The organism is Streptomyces sp. NPDC088732, assembly GCF_044751205.1.
In the GTDB taxonomy this organism is placed as follows: Bacteria; Actinomycetota; Actinomycetes; order Streptomycetales; family Streptomycetaceae; genus Actinacidiphila.
Map to the genome: position 1 here is coordinate 79707 of NZ_JBIVLI010000018.1, position 19006 is coordinate 98712.

Sequence of the window (19006 nt, forward strand, 5' to 3'; positions counted from 1 at the left end):
GGCTCACGCTCCGACGGCGACGAGGACGGCGAGGATCACGGAGCCGGCCAGCAGCACGCTGACATAGGTCTGCACATTGCCCGTCTGGGCGCGGCGCACGGCCGCGCCGAGCAGCCGGGGCAGGCCGCCCGCGCCGCGCACGTACGTCTCCACGACCTCCCGGTCGAGGAAGCGCACCAGGCCCGCCGCGGCCAGCGTCGGGCGGACGAACAGCGCCGAGTAGACGGCGTCGAGGTGGAAGCCGCGCGAGGCGGGGCCGAAGAGCGGGCCGAGCAGCAGGCGTCCGGGGTCGGCGGGGTCGTGCGCGGCGGCGACGTCCCCGTAGACCTGCTCGTGCGTCTGCAGTGCGGCGGCCTCGGTGAGGGCGGGCTCCGCCTCGGCCGCCTCGGCGGTCACGACCGCGCCGAGCGGTGCGCGGCGGCGGGCGGACATCGCCTGCCAGGCGCCATAGGTGGCGATCACTCCGACGAGGGAGAGGCCGACGCCGAGGATCGAGGTCACGAGGGTGGGGGCGAGTTCACGTCCGTCGAACCAGGCGGGCAGGTCGAGGAGGGAGGGCACCAGGGAGACAGCGCCGAAGGCGAGGGTGGGGACCGCCAGCACCCACAGCACGGCGTTCATCACGGCCGGTTCCTTGGCGTGGGCCTCGGGGGCGGCGGGCCCGTGGCCGCGGAAGGCGAGCAGGAAGAGCCGGGTGGCGTAGCCCGCGGTCAGCACGGCGGTGACCAGGGCGGCGACCAGGACCAGCCAGCCGACCGCCGCCGGGACGCCCTCGGCGTGACCGGAGGAGGCGTGCTCGGCGGCGCGCAGCACGGACTCCTTGGAGAAGAAGCCGGAGAAGGGAGGGATCGCGGCCAGGGCCGCCAGGGCGATGCCCATGGTCCACATGGCGTCGGGGGCGCGCTTGGCGACGTCGCCCATGCGGGACATGGCGGCGAGCGAGTTGGTGCCGGCGGCGTGGATGACCACGCCCGCGGCGAGGAAGAGCAGGGCCTTGAAGGCGCCGTGCGACAGGAGGTGGAAGACGGCGGCGCCGCGGTCGCCGACGGCCAGGGCGCCGGCCATGTAGCCGAGCTGGCCGATCGTGGAGTACGCCAGGACGCGCTTGATGTCGTCCTGGGCGAACGCCGCGAGCCCCGAGCCGACCATGGTGACGGCGGCCATCGCCCCGAGTACCGCGAGCACCGCGGCGGACGCCTCGAAGACCGGCAGCAGCCGGGCAACGAGGTAGATGCCGGCGGCGACCATGGTGGCGGCGTGGATCAGCGCGGACACCGGCGTCGGGCCGGCCATGGCGTCCGGCAGCCAGGTGTGCAGCGGGAACTGCGCGGACTTGCCCGCCACACCGGCGAGCAGCAGCAGGCCGATCACGGTCGGGTGGCCGAGTCCGCCGTGGGTCGCCGCGGTGAGGATGCCGTTGATCCGGAACGTCCCGGCGTCGGCGGCCAGCGCGAAGACGCCGATCAGGAAGGGGACGTCGCCGAGCTTGGTGATCAGGAACGCCTTGAGGGAGGCGGCGCGGGCGACCTCGGTCTCCCAGTAGTGGCCGACCAGGAAGTACGAGCAGATGCCCATGATCTCCCAGCCCACCAGCAGCACCATCAGGTCGCCGGTGTAGACGACCAGGAACATGGCGGCGGTGAAGAGGGAGACCAGCGCGGAGTAGGAGGCGTAGCGCGGGTCGTCGCGCAGGTAGGCCGTCGAGTACAGCTGGACGCAGGTCGCGACGAGGCCGACGAGCACGGCGATCAGCACCGAGAAGCCGTCGAGGTGCAGGGCGAGGTCGATGGGGACCGAACCGGTCGGCGTCAGCCGGGTGGCCGCGTCGGTGGCCGCGCCGCTGCCCTGGCGCGTGGCGACGATCACGGCGAGCACGAAGGCGGTCGCCGTCGGCAGGACGGCCAGCGGCCGGACGAAACCGGGCGCGGTACGGCCGAGCAGCAGGGCGCCGGCGGCGCCGAGGAAGGGAAGCAGGGGGACGAGGACGGCGAGGGTCGTCAGGGTCACGCGGCGGCCTCGGCGTTCTTCTCGGGCGTCTCGGGTGCGGCGGTGGACACGCCCCCATCGTCCTCGCCGTCCCCTGCGGCGAGTTCGGTGAGCCGGTCGATGTCCGAGGTGCCCCGGTTGCGGTACACGAGCAGGACGATGGCGAGCCCGATGCCGATCTCGGCGGCGGCGATGACGATCACGAAGAGCGTCAGCGCCTGCCCCGCGTGCAGGGTGTCGCGCAGCCACACGTCGAAGGCGACCAGATTGAGGTTGACCGCGTTCAGCATCAGCTCGACCGACATCAGGACGAGGATCGCGTTGCGCCGGGCGAGGACGCCGTACAGGCCGACGGAGAACAGGAGGACGGCCAGGACCGCGGGATAGGCGAGATGCATCAGCGCTCCCCGGGCTGCTGACGGGACGGCTTGCGGGACAGCACGACGGCGCCGACGAGCGCGGCCAGCAGAAGCACGGACAGCGCCTCGAACGGCAGCACCCAGTGCCGGAAGAGGATCTGGCCGGTGACCTTGGTGGAGCCCTGCACTCCGCGGTCCACGTCGATCCAGGTGGCCCGGAAGGCGTCGACGACCAGCCACACCAAGGTGCCCGCGGACGCGATGCCGACGGTCAGCGCGGCGATCCGGTTGCCCGAGTCGGCGTCGGGCGAGGCGCCGGTGGGCGCCTTGGTGAGCATCAGGCCGAACAGGACCAGGACGACGACGGAGCCGACGTAGATCAGCACCTGCACCCAGGCGATGAACTCGGCGGTGAGCAGGAGGTATTCGACGGCGACGCCGCCGAGCGCGACGACCAGCCACAGGGCGGCGTGCACCAGGTGCTTGGTGGTGACGCTCACCACCGCCGCGGCGAGCGTGGCGATGCCGACGAGCACAAAGACGATCTCGACGCCCGTCGGGGACAGGAAGCCCGGGTGGGCCCCGGCGGCGAGGTTCTCACGGAGGTTCACGCGTCGCCCTCCGCCTGCTCGGCGGCGGCCGCGGCCTTCTCGGCGGCCTTGCGCGCCGCGCCGAGCTCCTTGGGCTCCTCGGCGGCGGGGTCGAGCGGTGGCGGGGCGGGCACGGTCCACATCCAGTCGCGCAACTTGTCGCGCTCGTGGGTGAGGTCGAGGATGTCGGTCTCCGCGTACTCGAACTCCGGCGACCAGAACAGCGCGTCGAAGGGGCACACCTCGATGCAGATGCCGCAGTACATGCAGAGCGAGAAGTCGATGGCGAAGCGGTCGAGCACATTGCGGCTGCGCTCGCGGCCGCCGGGCACGGCGGCCGGCATCGTCTCCTTGTGGGAGTCGATGTAGATGCACCAGTCGGGGCACTCGCGCGCGCACAGCATGCAGACCGTGCAGTTCTCCTCGAACAGCGCGATCACGCCGCGGCTGCGCGGCGGGAGTTCGGGCTGCGCCTCCGGGTACTGCGCGGTGTGCGAGCGCCGCGTCATCGTGCGGAGGGTGACGGCCAGGCCCTTGGCGAGGCCGGTACCGGGGATGCCCATCAGGAGATCACCACCTTCACCACGCCGGTGAGCGCGATCTGGGCGAGGGCGAGCGGGATGAGGAAGGTCCAGGCGAAGCGCTGCAACTGGTCCTCGCGCATGCGGGGGTAGGTGACCCGCAGCCAGATGACGACGAAGGCCAGCAGTCCGGTCTTGACCAGCGTCCACAACCAGCCGAGGCTGCCGGACCACGGGCCGTGCCAGCCGCCCAGGAAGAGGACGGCGGTCAGCCCGCACAGCACGACGATGCCCGCGTACTCGGCGAGCAGGAACAGGGCGAAGCGCAGGCCCGTGTACTCCGTGTACGCCCCGAAGATGATCTCCGAGTCGGCCACCGGCATGTCGAACGGCGGCCGCTGGAGCTCCGCCAGGCCCGCGGTGAAGAAGACGACGGCGCCGATGAGCTGCCACGGCGTCCACCACCACTGGTACGCCTCCACGATGCCGGGCAGCGAGAGCGTCCCGGCGGCCATCGCGACGGACGCGGCGGCCAGCAGCATCGGCAGCTCGTACGACATCAGCTGCGCGGCGGTCCGCAGGCCGCCGAGCAGGGAGAACTTGTTGGCCGAGGCCCAGCCCGCCATGAGCGAGCCGAGCACGCCGACGCCCATCACGGCCAGCACGAAGAACAGGCCCGCGTCGATGGTCTGGCCCACGAGGCCGTTCGGCCCGAGCGGGATCGCGGCGAGCACGAGGAGGTAGGGCAGCAGCGCGACGGCCGGCGCCATCTGGAAGACCTTGCGGTCGGCGTCGGCCGGGACCACGTCCTCCTTCTGCGCGAACTTCACGCCGTCGGCGACGAGTTGCGCCCAGCCGTGGAACCCGCCCGCGTACATCGGGCCGAGCCGGCCCTGCATGTGGGCCATCACCTTGTGCTCGGTCTGGCCGACGACGAGAGGCAGCACAAGGAAGACGACGAGGACGGCGAGCAGCCGGAGGATCACGTCGAGTGCGTCGCTCACGGGGTGCCGCCTCCTTCTGCGTCGTCCTGGCCGGGGCTGCCGGCGGTGCCGGGCTGCCCGTTCGCATCGGGCTGCCCTTCCGCGGCCGGCGAGTCCGCGGGGGGCTCGGCCGCCGCGGGTTCCTGCGGGGCCGCTTCCGGCGCCGGGACCGTGGTGGGCGTGTCACGGGGGACGTCCCAGGGGGCGTCCGGGGTGCGCTTGCGGGGCGTCGCGGGGGGCTCGGCGGCAGGAGCCGCGGGCGCCTCCGGGGTCCCGGCGGCGCCGGTCCGGCTGACGGGGCCGTCGTCCGCAGAGCGGGTGCGGCGCGGGGGCGCGGCCGGGGCCGCGGCGCCCTGGCTCGTGGAGCCCTCGCTGACGCTGCGGGTGCGCCGCGCGGGGCGCTCGGCCGGAGCGGCCGCACCGGCCGCACCGGCGCCGGCGGCCCGCGGGGTACGGGCGGGCCGGGCAGGGGCGGGCGGGAGCTGGCCCTTCAGCGGACCCCAGTCGTTGGGGTCGGGCACGCCCGGGGGCAGCATCTGGCGGCGCTTGGGCCCGCCGTGCGCCGCTCCCGCCGAGGGCTCCCCCGGCTCCTTCGCTCCCGGCCAGGCCTTGGCGACGCGCGCCGCCAGCACGAAGTCCTTGCGCAGCGGGTGCCCCTCGAATCCGTCGGGCAGCAGCAGCGGCGCCAGGTGCGGGTGGCCGGTGAAGCCGATCCCGAACATCTCGTGGGTCTCGCGCTCGTGCCAGGCGGCGCCCGCCCAGACCTCGGTGGCGGTCGGCAGCACCGGCGCCTCGTGCGGGACGGTGGTGCGGATCAGCAGCCGCCGCACCGATCCGGGCGACGGCGCCACGACATGGGCGCAGACCCGGAAGCCGGTGCCGGGCTCGTCGACCGCGCTGAGCCAGTCGAAGAAGGTGCAGCCGAGCACGGAGCGGGCGGCCCGCAGGGCGCCGGTCCAGGCTCCGGCGGGCACGTCCACGGTGAGCAGGCCGTACGTCTCCTCCGCCGTGGCCTCCGGGCCGAAGACCTCGGCGACGGCGGCCGGGTCGGGCAGCCGGTCGAAGGGGGTGGTCACTGCGCGGCCTCCCCGGGCGGCGGCGGTGCCTGCACCAGGCCGCTGCGCAGCGCGCGGGCGGAGGGCTGCGGGGTGCCGCCCTCGCCGTACCGCTCGCCCAGCGACTCGCGGGCGATCTTCTCCTGGAGCTTGAGGATGCCCTGGAGCAGCGCCTCGGGCCGCGGCGGGCAGCCGGGCACGTAGACGTCGACGGGGATGATCTGGTCGACGCCCTTGGTGACGGCGTACGAGTCCCAGTAGGGCCCGCCGCAGTTGGAGCAGGCTCCAAAGGAGATGACGTACTTCGGTTCGGGCATCTGCTCGTACAGCCGCTTGACGGCGGGCGCCATCTTGTCGGTCACCGTGCCCGACACGATCATGAGGTCGGCCTGGCGCGGGCCGGGCGCGAAGGGGATCACGCCGAGCCGGATGAAGTCGTGCCGGGCCATGGAGGCGGCGATGAACTCGATGGCGCAGCAGGCGAGGCCGAAGTTGAAGACCCACAGGCTGTAGCGGCGGCCCCAGTTGAGGACCACCTTCATGGGTTCGGGTGCGAGGCGGGCCAGTGTGCCGAGCCGGCGCGGCTCGGGCAGGTACTGGGGCTCGGGGGTGGTCACGTCCATTCCAGGACCCCCTTCTTCCATGCGTAGAGCAGGCCGACGGCGAGGAAGCCGAGGAAGACGAACATCTCCACCAGCGTCGTGCCGCCGTACCCCGGGGCCGCGTAGACCGTCGCCCACGGGAAGAGGAAGACCGCGTCGACCGCGAAGATCACGTACAGGAAGGAGTAGACGTAGTAGCGGATCTGGGTGTGCGCCCAGCCCTCGCCGACCGGGTCGACGCCGCACTCGTACGTGAGCATCTTCTCCTGCGTGGGCACGACCGGCCGCAGCAGACGGCCGGCCCCGAAGGCCACGGCCACGAAGAGCACCCCGAGCACCGCGACCAGGCCGACGACCGAGTAGCCGTGGAAGTAGTCCACGTCCGTCCGCCCCTCGTCTCTCGTCGTTCACGCGTTGTCCAGCGATCCCGGTGGATCTTTAGACGATCTGTACGAACGGAGTCTAGGCCCTGCCCCAGGCGCCGCAGGCACCCCTCCAGGACGGGGTGCGGATAACCCCACCTTGTCCCGCGGGCGCACCCCATGGCGGCAACCCCCCGCCCACCGGCAGGCTTGGCGCCATGACCACCAACTCCCAGCGCGGGGACACCCCGCTCCCGCCGGCGCGGCTGGCCTTCGACCCGGCGACGTGGAAGGAGATCGCGTACCTCCTGACGAATCTGGCGGTCGACATCGCGGGCTTCGTCTACGTCGTCGTCGTGCTGTCCCTGGGTATCGGCCTGTCGGTCACGGTGGTCGGCCTGCCGCTGCTGGCGCTGGGCCTGGCCGGCTGCCGGCTGCTGGGGTGGCTGGAGCGGATCCGGGCGCGCGGGCTGCTCGGGGTGGCGGTGGACGAGCCGCGCCGGCTGCGGCCGGGGCGGATGGGCTTCTTCCCATGGCTGTGGACGTCGCTGAAGGACCCGGTGGCGTGGCGGCACGCGCTGTACTTCCTCGCCCGGCTGCCGTGGGGCATCGCGACCTTCGCCATCACGTTGACCTCGCTGTTCGTGGCGTGGCCTGTGCTGCCGTTCATCGCGCGGGGGCTGGCGAACGCGGACCGGGCGATGGTGCGCGGGCTGCTGTCGCCCTCGGACGAGCTGGAGCGCCGTATCGCCGAGCTGGAGTCGGACCGGGGCACCGTGGTGGACACCGCCGCCGCCGACCTGCGGCGCATCGAGCGCGACCTGCACGACGGCGCGCAGGCCCGCCTGGTGGCCCTGGCCATGGACCTGGGCCTGGCCAAGGAGAAGCTGCTGGAGGACCCGGAGGCGGCCGCCAGGATGGTCGGCGACGCCCACGGAGAGGTGAAGCTCGCCCTCCAGGAACTGCGCGACCTGGCCCGCGGCATCCACCCGGCGGTCCTCACCGACCGCGGCCTGGACGCCGCCCTGTCCTCGGTGGCCGCACGCTGCACCGTGCCCGTGCAGGTGAGCGTGGACCTGCAGGCCCGCCCGGCGCCCGCCATCGAGGGCATCGCCTACTTCACCGTCTCCGAACTGCTCCAGAACATCAGCAAGCACAGTGGTGCGGAGCGTGCCGCGGTGGAGCTGTGGCGGTCCGACGGACGCCTGATGATCCAGGTGCGGGACAACGGCAGGGGCGGGGCGAGCACGGCGAACGGCAGCGGTCTGGCCGGGCTCGCCGAGCGGCTGGGCTCCGTGGACGGCCTGCTGGTCGTCGACTCCCCTCAGGGCGGCCCCACGACGGTGACCGCCGAGCTGCCCTGGCGCGACCGCGGCTGACCGCGGGACCGGTGGCGCCCCCAGGGCCGGGGTGGGGTTTTCCCCAGGTGGAAGAGGCCGATCGGCACCATGGGGCGGGCGGTCCCGGGCGGCGAGGCTGGAAGCGTGCACAGAACAGTGGCACGAGGGCACCACAGGCACAGGGAGAGGAACGACGTGACCATGGCATACGGTTTCCCGGAGCCGCGAGAGCACCAGCACCGGCTGCCCGCGGCGCTGCGAGCGCCGATCGAGGCGCGCACCTGGCGTGAGCTCCTGTATCTGCTGCTCAACCTGCCGATGGGGATCATCGGCTTCGTCTTCGCCGTGACCATGCTGTCCCTGGGCGCCGGTCTGCTGGTGACCTTCCTGGGCCTGCCGGTCCTCGCGGTGGCGCTGGCCGGGTGCCGCGGCCTCGGCGTGGTGGAGCGCGAGCGGGCCCGCAAGTGCCTGCACCTGGACGTGGCCGAGCCGGCGTGGCCGCGGCGGAAGCCCGGGCAGGGCTTCCTGGCGTGGCTGGGCGGCCAGCTCAGCAACGGCACGTCCTGGCGGCACGTCCTCTACTGCTTCGTGCACTTCCCGTGGGGCGTCTTCACCTTCTCCGTGGCGATCTCCTTCTTCACCTACGGGTGGGGCATGCTCACCTACCCGCTGTGGCGGTGGGTCTTCCCGGCGTACACCGACCAGCCGGGCCTGCAGCTGTACGGGGACGGGCACGGCCGCGGCTGGTACCTGGACTCCCCCTTCGAGCTGGCGGCCACCTCCGCGGTGGGGCTGCTGCTGGTGCTGGTCACGCCGTGGCTGATCCGCGGCATGGCGTACGTCGACCGGGGGCTGGTCTCCGGGCTGCTCGGCCCGTCCCGGCTGGCGAGCCGGGTCACGGAGCTGGAGAGCGACCGCGGGGTGGTCGTGGACACCGCCGCCGCGGACCTGCGGCGCATCGAGCGCGACCTGCACGACGGCGCGCAGGCCCGCCTGGTGGCCCTGGCCATGGACCTGGGCCTGGCCAAGGAGAAGCTGCTGGAGGACCCGGAGGCCGCCGCGACCATGGTCGAGGAGGCGCACGGCGAGGTGAAGCTCGCCCTCCAGGAACTGCGCGACCTGGCCCGCGGCATCCACCCGGCGGTCCTCACCGACCGCGGCCTGGACGCGGCCCTGTCCTCGGTGGCCGCACGCTGCACCGTGCCCGTGCAGGTGAGCGTGGACCTGCCGGCCCGCCCGGTCCCGGCGATCGAGGGCATCGCCTACTTCACCGTCTCCGAACTGCTCCAGAACATCAGCAAGCACAGTGGTGCCTCGCGGGCGAGCGTCGACCTGTGGCGCTCCGGCGACCGGCTGATGATCCACGTCGTCGACAACGGCAGGGGCGGGGCGAGCACGGCGAAGGGCAGCGGTCTGGCCGGGCTCGCCGAGCGGCTGGGCGCGGTGGACGGTGTGCTGGCGGTGGACTCCCCGGCCGGCGGCCCGACGACCGTCGCGGCGGAACTGCCCTGGCGCACCTGAGCGACGAACCGGCCCCCCGCCCTCCCCGGCGCGGCAAGGCCGTGTGCCTTCCGCCGGAAACTGGGATGCTGGGGAGGGACACGTCGACGTCGACATGGGGGCCGTAAGTCGTGGAGGACAGAGTGCGCGTGGTCATCGCCGAGGACTCGGTGCTGCTGCGGGAGGGGCTGACCCGGCTGCTCACCGACCGGGGGCACGACGTGGTGGCGGGAGTGGGCGACGCCGAGGCGCTGCTGAAGGTGATCGCGGAGCTCGCGGCGGAGGACGCCCTGCCCGATGTCGTCGTCGCCGACGTGCGGATGCCCCCCACGCACACCGACGAGGGCGTGCGCGCGGCGGTGCGCCTGCGCCGCGACCACCCGGGGCTGGGTGTGCTCGTCCTGTCGCAGTACGTGGAGGAGCAGTACGCCACCGAGCTCCTGGCGGGCAGCAGCCGCGGTGTCGGCTACCTGCTCAAGGACCGGGTGGCCGATGTCCGGGAGTTCGTCGACGCCGTGGTCCGGGTGGCCGGGGGCGGCACCGCGCTGGACCCCGAGGTGGTGGCCCAGCTGCTGGGCCGCAGCCGCAAGCAGGACGTGCTGACGGGGCTGACGCCGCGCGAGCGCGAGGTCCTGGGGCTGATGGCGGAGGGGCGGACGAACTCGGCGATCGCCAAGCAGCTCGTGGTGAGCGACGGCGCGGTGGAGAAGCACGTCAGCAACATCTTCCTGAAGCTGGGGCTGGCGCCCAGCGTCGGGGACCACCGGCGTGTGCTGGCCGTGCTGACGTACCTGAACTCGTAGCCTCTGACATATTGTCAGATTTGGTCGCGGGCCTGCGGAACTGCGGGGAGGACGACAGGCCTCCACGGGCGTGGGGCTTCGTGTCCCACGCGGGTCCCACCCTGTGGGAACACCCGGGAAGGCGACCCTTACCCACGTACGATGGCCCCGTGGGACAAAAGGTCGCGGCCCCGGCCGTGTGCCGCCGCCTCGAAGGAGGTCCGATTCAGTGACCAGCCAGGTCAGCAGCGCGTCAGGCACCGATCAGCCCGTTCTGGGCGAGCAGCGGAAACCGGCCAAGGAGACCAGGAAACTCGACCGGGTCGTCATCCGTTTCGCGGGGGACTCCGGCGACGGCATGCAGCTCACGGGAGATCGGTTCACCTCGGAAACGGCGTCGTTCGGCAACGATCTGTCGACGCTGCCGAACTTCCCCGCCGAGATCCGGGCGCCGGCAGGCACCCTGCCGGGCGTCTCGAGTTTCCAGCTGCACTTCGCCGACCACGACATCCTCACCCCGGGTGACGCCCCCGACGTCCTGGTCGCGATGAACCCGGCGGCGCTGAAGGCGAACATCGGCGATCTGCCGCGCGGTGCCGAGATCATCGTCAACACCGACGAATTCACCACCCGTGCGATGACGAAGGTCGGCTACGCCGCCTCCCCCCTGGAGGACGACTCGCTGTCGGCCTACGCGGTCCACCCGGTGCCGCTGACCACCCTCACGGTGGAGGCGCTCAAGGACTTCCCGCTCAGCCGCAAGGAGGCCGAGCGCAGCAAGAACATGTTCGCGCTCGGGCTGCTCTCCTGGATGTACCACCGGCCCACCGAGGGCACCGAGGACTTCCTGCGCAAGAAGTTCGCGAAGAAGCCCGAGCTCGCGGAGGCGAACGTGACCGCCTTCCGCGCGGGCTGGAACTTCGGCGAGACCACCGAGGACTTCGCCGTCAGCTACGAGGTGGCCCCGGCGCAGCAGGCCTTCCCGGCGGGCACCTACCGCAACATCTCCGGGAACCTGGCGCTGTCCTACGGCCTGGTCGCCGCGAGCCGCCAGGCGGACCTGCCGCTGTTCCTGGGCTCGTACCCGATCACCCCGGCCTCGGACATCCTGCACGAGCTGAGCAAGCACAAGAACTTCGGCGTGCGCACCTTCCAGGCCGAGGACGAGATCGCCGGCATCGGCGCGGCGCTCGGCGCGGCCTTCGGCGGCTCGCTGGCCGTCACCACGACGTCCGGCCCCGGCGTGGCCCTGAAGTCGGAGACGATCGGCCTCGCGGTGTCGCTGGAACTGCCGCTGCTGGTGATCGACATCCAGCGCGGGGGTCCCTCGACGGGCCTGCCGACCAAGACCGAGCAGGCCGACCTGCTGCAGGCGATGTACGGCCGCAACGGCGAGGCCCCGGTGCCCATCGTGGCGCCCAGCACTCCCGGCGACTGCTTCGACGCCGCCATGGAGGCGGCCAGGATCGCGCTCACCTACCGGACGCCGGTGCTGCTGCTCTCCGACGGCTACCTGGCCAACGGCTCCGAGCCGTGGCGCGTGCCCGAGCTGGACGAACTGCCGGATCTGCGGGTGCAGTTCGCCACCACCCCCAACCATGTGGCCGAGGACGGCACCGAGGAGTTCTGGCCCTACCAGCGCGACCCGGAAACCCTGGCCCGCCCCTGGGCGGTGCCGGGCACACCGGGGCTGGAGCACCGGATCGGCGGCATCGAGAAGCAGGACGGCACGGGCCACATCTCGTACGACCCGGCCAACCACGACCACATGGTGCGCACCCGACAGGCCAAGATCGACGGCATCAAGGTGCCGGACGTGACCGTGGACGACCACGGTGGCGCCGCGCGCACCCTGGTCGTCGGCTGGGGCTCGACCTACGGGCCGATCACGGCGGCCGTACGGCGCATCAGGGGCGCAGGGGGCGCGGTGGCCCAGGCCCATCTGCGCCATCTGAACCCCTTCCCGGGGAATCTCGGAGAGGTTCTGAAGCGTTACGACAAGGTGGTGGTGCCGGAGATGAACCTCGGCCAGCTCGCCCACCTGCTGCGGGCGAAGTACCTGGTCGACGCCCGCTCCCACACCCAGGTCACCGGCCTGCCGTTCAAGGCCGAGCAGCTCGCTGCCGCCATCCAGGAGGAGAGCGCAGATGTCTGAGGCTCCAGCCGTCGACCATCCGGGACCGGGGGCGCCGGCGCAGTCAGCGCTGTCGCTGGTGCCCAAGTCCGACACCAAGCAGTCCATGAAGGACTTCAAGTCGGACCAGGAAGTGCGCTGGTGCCCCGGGTGCGGCGACTACGCGATCCTCGCCGCCGTACAGGGCTTCATGCCCGAACTGGGCCTGGCCAGGGAGAACATCGTCTTCGTCTCCGGGATCGGCTGCTCCTCCCGCTTCCCGTACTACATGAACACCTACGGGATGCACTCCATCCACGGCCGTGCCCCGGCCATCGCGACCGGGCTCGCCGCCTCGCGGCGCGACCTGTCGGTGTGGGTCGTCACCGGTGACGGCGACGGGCTGTCGATCGGCGGCAACCACCTGATCCACGCGCTGCGGCGCAATGTGAACCTGAAGATCCTGCTCTTCAACAACCGGATCTACGGCCTCACCAAGGGGCAGTACAGCCCGACGTCCGAGCTCGGGAAGATCACCAAGTCGACGCCGATGGGCTCGCTGGACGCGCCCTTCAACCCGGTGTCGCTGGCGCTCGGCGCGGAGGCCTCCTTCGTCGCCCGCACCATCGACTCGGACCGCAAGCACCTCACGGGCGTGCTGCGCGAGGCGGCGGCGCACCCGGGCACCGCGATCGTGGAGATCTACCAGAACTGCAACATCTTCAACGACGGCGCCTTCGAGGCGCTCAAGGACCGCGCCACGGCCGAGGAGGCGGTGATCCGGCTGGAGCACGGGCAGCCGGTGCGCTTCGGCGCCGGGGGCGCCAAGGGCGTCGTGCGCGACCGGGCCACCGGGGACCTGAAGGTGGTCGAGGCGACCGAGGCCAATGAGGGCGACCTCCTGGTGCACGACGCGCACGCGGCCTCGCCCACCACCGCCTTCGCCCTGTCCCGGCTCGCGGACCCCGACACACTGCACCACACGCCGATCGGCGTGCTCCGCAGCGTCGTCAGGCCGGTCTACGACGACCTGATGTCGGAGCAACTGGAGCGGTCCGTCGAGCAGCGGGGCAAGGGCGACCTGTCCTCGCTGCTGGCCGGCGGCGACACCTGGACGGTCGTCGGCTGACACGCCGTCCCCGCTCCACTCCGGGGCCCGGGCCTGTCGATCAGGCCCGGGCCCCGTCGTATGCCTCGCGGGCCACCGCGACCTGCTCGGTGCGGCTCTCCGCCCACCGGGCCAGCCCCCACACCTGTTCGGCGGCCTCCTGGCCGAGCGGGGTGAGCGTGTACTCGACGCGCGGCGGGATCACCGGGTACGCCTCGCGGTGCACGAAGCCGTCGCGCTCCAGGGTCTGAAGGGTCTGCGCGAGCATCTTCTCGCTGACGCCCCCGACCGTGCGCCGCAGCTCGCTGAAGCGCCGGGTGCCGTCGATCAGCGCGGCCAGCACGAGGACGCCCCACCTGCTGGTGACGTGCTCCAGGATCACGCGCGAGGGGCAGGTGCGGGCATTCACGTCCGGCGTCCCCACTACGGCTGCGAGCTCTTCCCTTACGTCCATGCCACTACCTTACCCAGAAGTGGGTACTTTCGCCGAGTTAGTACCCCACCTAGGGTGAGCTTCGCATTCGCACGCAATGAACCCGCCCGACTGGAGTGAACCCCTCATGAGCATCGTCGTCACCGGAGCCACCGGACATCTGGGCCGTCTCGTCATCGACGAGCTGCTGGCCGAGGTCCCGGCCGACCGGGTCGTCGCCGTCGTGCGCGACGCGGAGAAGGCCTCGGACATCGCCGCGCGCGGCGTGGAGCTGCGGGTCGCCGACTACAGCGCCCCCGCCACCCTCAAGGGCGCCTTCCAGGAGGGCGACGTCGTCCTGCTGATCTCCGGCAGCGAGGTCGGGCAGCGGGTCGCGCAGCACACCGCCGTGATCGACGCCGCCAAGGAGGCGGGCGTCGCACGCCTGGTCTACACCGGCATCCTGGGCGGCCCGGCCGCCGACTTCACGCTCGGCGACGAGCACAAGGCCACCGAGCGGGTGCTGCTCGACTCCGGGCTGACGTACACCCTGCTGCGCAACGGCTGGTACACCGAGAACTACACGGCCCAGATCCCCGTCCAGCTGGAGCACGGCGTCTTCGGCAGCGCGGGCGAGGGCCGGCTGGGCACCGCGCCCCGCCGCGACTTCGCCGCCGCGGCGGCCGCCGTCCTGACCGGCGAGGGCCACGGGAACAAGGCCTACGAGCTCAGCGGCGACCAGGCCTGGACGCTCGCGGAGTACGCGGCCGAGCTGTCCCGGCAGTCCGGCCGGACGGTCGCCTACACCGACCTGCCGGAGGCGGCGTTCGCGGAGGTCCTCGTCGGCGCCGGCCTGCCCGCCCCCGTCGCCGCGATCTACGCCGACTGCGACGCGCACGGCATCGCCCTCGGCCTGCTGGAGGGCGGCAGCGGCGACCTGAGCCGGCTGATCGGCCGCCCGACCACGCCGCTGGCGGACACCGTCGCGGAGGCGCTCAAGGGCTGAACCGGCGGTTCCGGCGGGCCCCGCGGCGGCTTCCCCTCCGGCCGCGGGGCCCACGCCCCGTCGGCACCACCGGCACCACCGGCACCGGTACGGGCAGGCAGCTGCCTGTCATGACCGTCATGCGATACGCAGATGACGAATGAAGTCCCCCCGCGCTACCTTCGCAACAGTCGGACGGCGCCCAGGGGAGGAATCGAGTGAGTGAACAGCGCGCGGGACTGCTGTACGGATTCGCCGCCTACGGCCTGTGGGGACTCTTCCCGCTCTACTGGCCGCTCCTGGAGCCCGCGGGCGCGGGCGAGATCCTCGCCCACCGCATGGTCTGGTCGCTGGCCGTCGTCTCGCTGATCCTGCTCGCGACACGCCACTGGGCCTGGATACCCGAACTGCTGCGCCAACCGCGCAAACTCGCCCTGCTCGCCCTGGCGGCGGCGGTCATCTCCGTCAACTGGGGCCTGTACATCTGGGGCGTCAACAGCGGCCACGTCGTCGAGACCTCGCTCGGCTACTTCATCAACCCCCTGGTCACCATCGGGCTCGGCGTCGTGGTGCTGCACGAGCGGCTGCGGCCGGCGCAGTGGGCCGCGGTGGGCATCGGCGCCGCGGCCGTGCTGGTCCTGGCCATCGGCTACGGCCGGCTGCCGTGGATCGCGCTGACGCTGGCCTGCTCCTTCGCCACGTACGGCTTCGTGAAGAAGAAGGTCGGCATGGGCGGCCTGGAGTCGCTGGCCGCCGAGACCGCCATGCAGTTCCTGCCCGCGATGGGCTTCCTCCTCTGGCTGGGCAACCGGGGCGAGGCCACCTTCGGCTCGCACGGGGCGGGCCACGCCTCCCTGCTGGCGCTCTGCGGGATCGTGACCGCCGTGCCGCTGATCCTCTTCGGCGCGTCCGCGATCCGCATCCCGCTGAGCATGATCGGCCTCCTGCAGTACCTCGCTCCGGTCTTCCAGTTCCTGCTCGGCCTGCTCTGGTTCCACGAGGAGATGCCGCCCGAGCGCTGGGCGGGCTTCGCCCTCGTGTGGCTGGCCCTCGCCCTGCTTACCTGGGACGCGCTGCGCAACGCCCGCCGGGGGCGGATCGCGCTGCGCGACACTGCCGTACCGGCCGACGAGGCCGCGCCGCGCGGGGCGGTCGCGAGCTGAGCCGCACCGCCGCCGCATCGCCGGTAGCGGTGCACAACACCTTCGGGTGAATGAGGGTCCGGTCCCATTGCGCGCCCCGGCGGGGAACCCATACAACTGGTTCCACATCGAACAGGGGAGCGAATCATGGCGGTGCACTGGAAGCTCGTGATCGACGCGGCGGACCCGCACGGGCAGGCCGCTTTCTGGGCGGCGGCGCTCGAGTACGAGAACGAGGACCACAGCGCGCTGATCGAGCGGCTGCTGGGGATCGGCGCGGTGACGCCGGAGCTCCTGGCCGAGACCGGCGGCCGGAAGGCCTGGCGCGATCTCGCGGCGGTGCGCCACCCCGAGGACCCGTACGAGGAGGAGAGCGGCACGGGCCGGGGGCGGCGCATCCTCTTCCAGCGCGTGCCCGAGGCCAAGACGGCGAAGAACCGGCTGCACCTCGACCTGCACCCCGGGCCGGACCGCAGGGACGCGGAGGTCGTGCGGCTGGAGGGGCTGGGAGCGACCGTGCTGCGGCGGATAAAGGAGCCCTCCGGGGAGTGGGTCACGATGGCCGACCCGGAGGGCAACGAGTTCGACGTCGCGTAACGGGCGACCGAGCGGCCGGGCGGCCGGCGCGGTCCCGGGCGGACGGACGGCGTGAGCAGCCCGCCTTGACGACGGGACGGCCGCAATGGAAAAGTCTCCATGCGTACGCAATTTATGCACGCGCAAGGAGATGGCGGGTTGTCGGAGACAGAGCGCACGTTCCTGTTCCTGGTGGGCAGCACTCGCGCCGAGGGGAACACCGAGACGCTGGCGCGGCGGGCCGCCGAACAACTGCCTGCCTCGGTGGACCGGCGGTGGATGCACCTGAGGGATCTGCCGCTCCCGCTCTTCGAGGACCACCGGCACGACGGGGACGGGAGCTACCCGCCGCCGACCGGGCACGCCGCGGAACTGCTCGACGCCACCTTGCGCGCGACGGACCTGGTGATCGTGTCACCGCTGCACTGGTACACCGTCTCGACCAGCCTCAAGCTCTATCTCGACCACTGGTCTGGCTGGATGCGCGTACCGGGCCTGGACTTCCTGGAGCGGATGCGCGGCAAGACCCTGTGGTCGGTGACCGTGCACGGCGGTCAGGACCCGGCGACGGCGGCGCCCCTGGTGGGCACGCTGCGCCACACCGCCGCGTACGCGGGGATGCGCTGGGGCGGAGCGCTGCTCGGCAACGGGACGCGACCGGGGGACGTGCTGCGGGACGCCGCGGCGCTGAGCCGGGCGAAATCCTTCTTCGCGTGACGCCCCGGGCCGTCCGCCGTGTCAGGCGGTGACGTCGCGGGCGGCGAAACGGGCCCAGGCCGCGGAGCCGAACACCGCGACGTACAGGGCCTGGAGCTCGAAGTTGCGGCGGAGGTCGTCCCAGTAGACCGGGTCGCGGACGAGGTCGGCGAAGCTCAGCCAGTAGTGCGGGAAGAGGTAGGGCTGGATCGTGTGCAGCTGGGGGATCGTATCCACGATCTGCACGGTGATCAGCAGACCGACGGTGGTCGCCATGGCGGCGATGCCGCTGCTGGTGAGCGTGGAGATGAACAGGCCGAGGGCCGCGATCCCCGTGAGCGAGGCGGCTACGGCGAGGGCGACCAGCAGCGCGCGCAGCAGGCCCTCGGAGAAGGAGATGCTGGTGCCGGACAGCAGCGTCACATCGCCGAGGGGGAACAGCAGCGCGCCGGTGATCAGCGCCGAGGCCGCCACGACAAGGGTCGCCAGCAGGCAGAAGGCGAGAACGGAGGCGTATTTGGACAACAGGAGCCGGGTGCGCCCGGCCGGGGCGACCAGCAGGTAGCGCAGGGTGCCCGCATTGGCCTCGCCGGCGATGGCGTCGCCCGCGACGACCCCGATCGCCATCGGGAGGAAGAAGGGCAGTGTCGCCGCGAGTGAGGTGAAGACCAGGAACAGGCCGTTGTTGGTGATCAGCGCGATGAAGGCGGGGCCGCCGCCTCCGCTGCCCGCGCTGCCGCCGTCGCCGGTCTCGATCTTCACCGCGATGCCGATCAGGACCGGTACCCCGGCGAGGACCGCCAGCAGCGCGAGGGTGCGCCAGCGGCGCAGCACGGTGACCAGCTCGTTGCGGAGCAGCCCGAGCGACCACAGCGGCCGCCCCGCGGTCCCGGTGGCGGTGTCAGCCTGCGACATCGAATCCCTCTCCGGTCAGGGCGACGAACGCGTCCTCCAGTGAGGCGCGTTCGACGCCGAAGCCGCGTACCCGTACGCCGGCCCCGACGAGTGCCGCGTTGAGGTCGGCGAGATCCGGCAGCACGGCCGGGTCGGCCGGCAGGTCGCCGGTGACCCGTTCGCCGTCGGCGGCCAGGCCGGTCACGCCCTGCTCCTTCAGGACGCGTACGGCGTCGGCGGGGTCGGGCGTGCTGACCGCCAGCCGGCCGCCGGAGGACAGTGCCTCGACCGGGCCCTGGGTGAGCAGCCGGCCGCGGGACATCACAGCGGCGTGCGTGCAGACCTGTTCGATCTCGTCGAGGAGATGGGAGGAGAGGAAGACCGTGGTGCCGTCCGCCGCCAGTTCGCGGACCAGCGCCCTGATCTCCCGCATGCCCTGCGGGTCCAGGCCGTTGGTCGGTTCGTCCAGCACCAGCAGCTCGCGCGGCCGCAGCAGGGCCGAGGCCAGTCCGAGCCGCTGCTTCATGCCGAGCGAGTACGCGCGTGCCTTCTTGCCCGCCGCCGCGGACAGCCCGACGCGTTCGAGCGCCTCGCCGACCCGGGCCTTGCGGGTGCGCGGGTCGGCGGTCGGGTCGGCGGAGTCAAAGCGCAGCAGGTTGTCCCGGCCGGACAGGAAGCCGTACAGGGCGGGGCCCTCGATCAGCGCGCCGACCCGGGGCAGCACGCCGCGCACGGCGCGGGGCATGGGCTCGCCCAGGACCCGCGCCGTGCCGGAGGTCGGCTCGATGAGACCCATCAGCATGCGGATGGTGGTCGTCTTCCCGGAGCCGTTGGGCCCCAGGAAGCCGAACACACTGCCCCGCGGAACGGTCAGGTCGAGTCCGTCGACGGCGAGTTGCCCGCCGCGGTACCGCTTGGTGAGGCCGCTCGTGGAGATCGCTTCCTCACGGGCGTCGGCGGACGGCTCCCCCATCGGCGCTCCCTTTCTCGCTGACCTGCT

General features: G+C 72.3%; 20 protein-coding genes. 9 read left to right on the forward strand and 11 right to left on the reverse strand.

The window, feature by feature from the left end; all coding sequences use genetic code 11:
* Nucleotides 1–3: 3 nt before the first annotated feature.
* From ACIP9H_RS28405 to ACIP9H_RS28440, 8 genes are read right to left on the reverse strand one after another with little or no spacing between them, the layout of a single operon-like run.
* On the reverse strand, nt 4–2007 hold the full coding sequence (locus tag ACIP9H_RS28405) for an NADH-quinone oxidoreductase subunit L (protein WP_401596043.1): 2004 nt from the start codon (nt 2005–2007) through the stop codon (nt 4–6).
* On the reverse strand, nt 2004–2384 hold the full coding sequence (nuoK, locus tag ACIP9H_RS28410) for an NADH-quinone oxidoreductase subunit NuoK (RefSeq protein ID WP_389254158.1): 381 nt from the start codon (nt 2382–2384) through the stop codon (nt 2004–2006). Before nuoK ends, ACIP9H_RS28405 begins: the two co-directional genes overlap by 4 nt.
* Entirely contained in the window at nt 2384–2956 is a 573-nt protein-coding gene (locus ACIP9H_RS28415) for an NADH-quinone oxidoreductase subunit J (protein WP_401596039.1), read from the reverse strand. The genes nuoK and ACIP9H_RS28415 overlap by 1 nt, the downstream gene beginning before the upstream one ends.
* Complete coding sequence (locus tag ACIP9H_RS28420) at nt 2953–3498, reverse strand: NuoI/complex I 23 kDa subunit family protein (RefSeq protein WP_401596037.1); 546 nt, start codon at nt 3496–3498, stop codon at nt 2953–2955. Before ACIP9H_RS28420 ends, ACIP9H_RS28415 begins: the two co-directional genes overlap by 4 nt.
* Nucleotides 3498–4460, reverse strand: coding sequence for an NADH-quinone oxidoreductase subunit NuoH (nuoH, locus tag ACIP9H_RS28425; RefSeq protein ID WP_401596034.1), 963 nt, complete (start codon nt 4458–4460; stop codon nt 3498–3500). Before nuoH ends, ACIP9H_RS28420 begins: the two co-directional genes overlap by 1 nt.
* On the reverse strand, nt 4457–5515 hold the full coding sequence (locus ACIP9H_RS28430; RefSeq protein WP_401596031.1) for an NADH-quinone oxidoreductase subunit C: 1059 nt from the start codon (nt 5513–5515) through the stop codon (nt 4457–4459). The genes nuoH and ACIP9H_RS28430 overlap by 4 nt, the downstream gene beginning before the upstream one ends.
* Nucleotides 5512–6117 (reverse strand): NADH-quinone oxidoreductase subunit B, encoded by a 606-nt coding sequence (locus ACIP9H_RS28435; protein WP_401596029.1) that lies wholly within the window; start codon nt 6115–6117, stop codon nt 5512–5514. Before ACIP9H_RS28435 ends, ACIP9H_RS28430 begins: the two co-directional genes overlap by 4 nt.
* A complete protein-coding gene (locus tag ACIP9H_RS28440) occupies nt 6108–6476 on the reverse strand; it encodes an NADH-quinone oxidoreductase subunit A (RefSeq protein ID WP_319658426.1) in 369 nt (122 codons plus the stop codon). Before ACIP9H_RS28440 ends, ACIP9H_RS28435 begins: the two co-directional genes overlap by 10 nt.
* Before the next feature lie 200 nt (nt 6477–6676).
* On the opposite strand from ACIP9H_RS28440, the gene ACIP9H_RS28445 reads away from it, so the two are divergent.
* The 5 genes from ACIP9H_RS28445 (at nt 6677) to ACIP9H_RS28465 (ending at nt 13322) form a co-directional block, all read left to right on the forward strand.
* Nucleotides 6677–7837, forward strand: coding sequence for a sensor histidine kinase (locus tag ACIP9H_RS28445; protein WP_401961487.1), 1161 nt, complete (start codon nt 6677–6679; stop codon nt 7835–7837).
* A 162-nt stretch (nt 7838–7999) separates the two neighbouring features.
* The gene (locus ACIP9H_RS28450; protein ID WP_401596075.1) at nt 8000–9319 is read left to right on the forward strand and encodes a sensor histidine kinase; all 1320 of its coding nucleotides are present in this window, start codon (nt 8000–8002) and stop codon (nt 9317–9319) included.
* Nucleotides 9320–9441: 122 nt separating this feature from the next.
* A complete protein-coding gene (locus ACIP9H_RS28455; protein WP_360902967.1) occupies nt 9442–10101 on the forward strand; it encodes a response regulator transcription factor in 660 nt (219 codons plus the stop codon).
* A 208-nt stretch (nt 10102–10309) separates the two neighbouring features.
* Nucleotides 10310–12235 (forward strand): 2-oxoacid:acceptor oxidoreductase subunit alpha, encoded by a 1926-nt coding sequence (locus ACIP9H_RS28460; protein WP_401961489.1) that lies wholly within the window; start codon nt 10310–10312, stop codon nt 12233–12235.
* Nucleotides 12228–13322: a 2-oxoacid:ferredoxin oxidoreductase subunit beta gene (locus tag ACIP9H_RS28465; protein ID WP_401961492.1), complete on the forward strand. Its 1095-nt coding sequence runs from the start codon at nt 12228–12230 to the stop codon at nt 13320–13322. Before ACIP9H_RS28460 ends, ACIP9H_RS28465 begins: the two co-directional genes overlap by 8 nt.
* A 40-nt stretch (nt 13323–13362) precedes the next feature.
* Here the strand turns inward: ACIP9H_RS28465 and ACIP9H_RS28470 are convergent, their stop codons facing one another.
* Nucleotides 13363–13755, reverse strand: a complete 393-nt coding sequence (locus ACIP9H_RS28470) for a winged helix-turn-helix transcriptional regulator (RefSeq protein WP_401596017.1) — start codon at nt 13753–13755, stop codon at nt 13363–13365.
* A 106-nt stretch (nt 13756–13861) separates the two neighbouring features.
* Here ACIP9H_RS28470 and ACIP9H_RS28475 point away from each other — a divergent pair, with 106 nt between their 5' ends.
* From ACIP9H_RS28475 to ACIP9H_RS28490, 4 genes are all read left to right on the forward strand, one after another.
* Nucleotides 13862–14719: an SDR family oxidoreductase gene (locus ACIP9H_RS28475; RefSeq protein ID WP_401961495.1), complete on the forward strand. Its 858-nt coding sequence runs from the start codon at nt 13862–13864 to the stop codon at nt 14717–14719.
* Nucleotides 14720–14916: 197 nt separating this feature from the next.
* Nucleotides 14917–15861 carry an EamA family transporter RarD gene (gene rarD / locus ACIP9H_RS28480; RefSeq protein ID WP_401961498.1) on the forward strand — a complete coding sequence of 315 codons (945 nt, stop codon included), beginning with the start codon at nt 14917–14919 and terminating at the stop codon, nt 15859–15861.
* 126 nt (nt 15862–15987) lie between these two features.
* Nucleotides 15988–16437: a VOC family protein gene (locus ACIP9H_RS28485; RefSeq protein ID WP_401596008.1), complete on the forward strand. Its 450-nt coding sequence runs from the start codon at nt 15988–15990 to the stop codon at nt 16435–16437.
* 114 nt (nt 16438–16551) lie between these two features.
* Nucleotides 16552–17133, forward strand: coding sequence for a flavodoxin family protein (locus ACIP9H_RS28490; protein ID WP_401961578.1), 582 nt, complete (start codon nt 16552–16554; stop codon nt 17131–17133).
* Nucleotides 17134–17154: 21 nt separating this feature from the next.
* On the opposite strand, the gene ACIP9H_RS28495 is transcribed toward ACIP9H_RS28490, so the two are convergent.
* Nucleotides 17155–18027, reverse strand: a complete 873-nt coding sequence (locus ACIP9H_RS28495; protein ID WP_401961501.1) for an ABC transporter permease — start codon at nt 18025–18027, stop codon at nt 17155–17157.
* Complete coding sequence (locus ACIP9H_RS28500; RefSeq protein WP_401961503.1) at nt 18014–18979, reverse strand: ABC transporter ATP-binding protein; 966 nt, start codon at nt 18977–18979, stop codon at nt 18014–18016. Before ACIP9H_RS28500 ends, ACIP9H_RS28495 begins: the two co-directional genes overlap by 14 nt.
* Between the last annotated feature and the right edge of the window lie 27 nt (nt 18980–19006).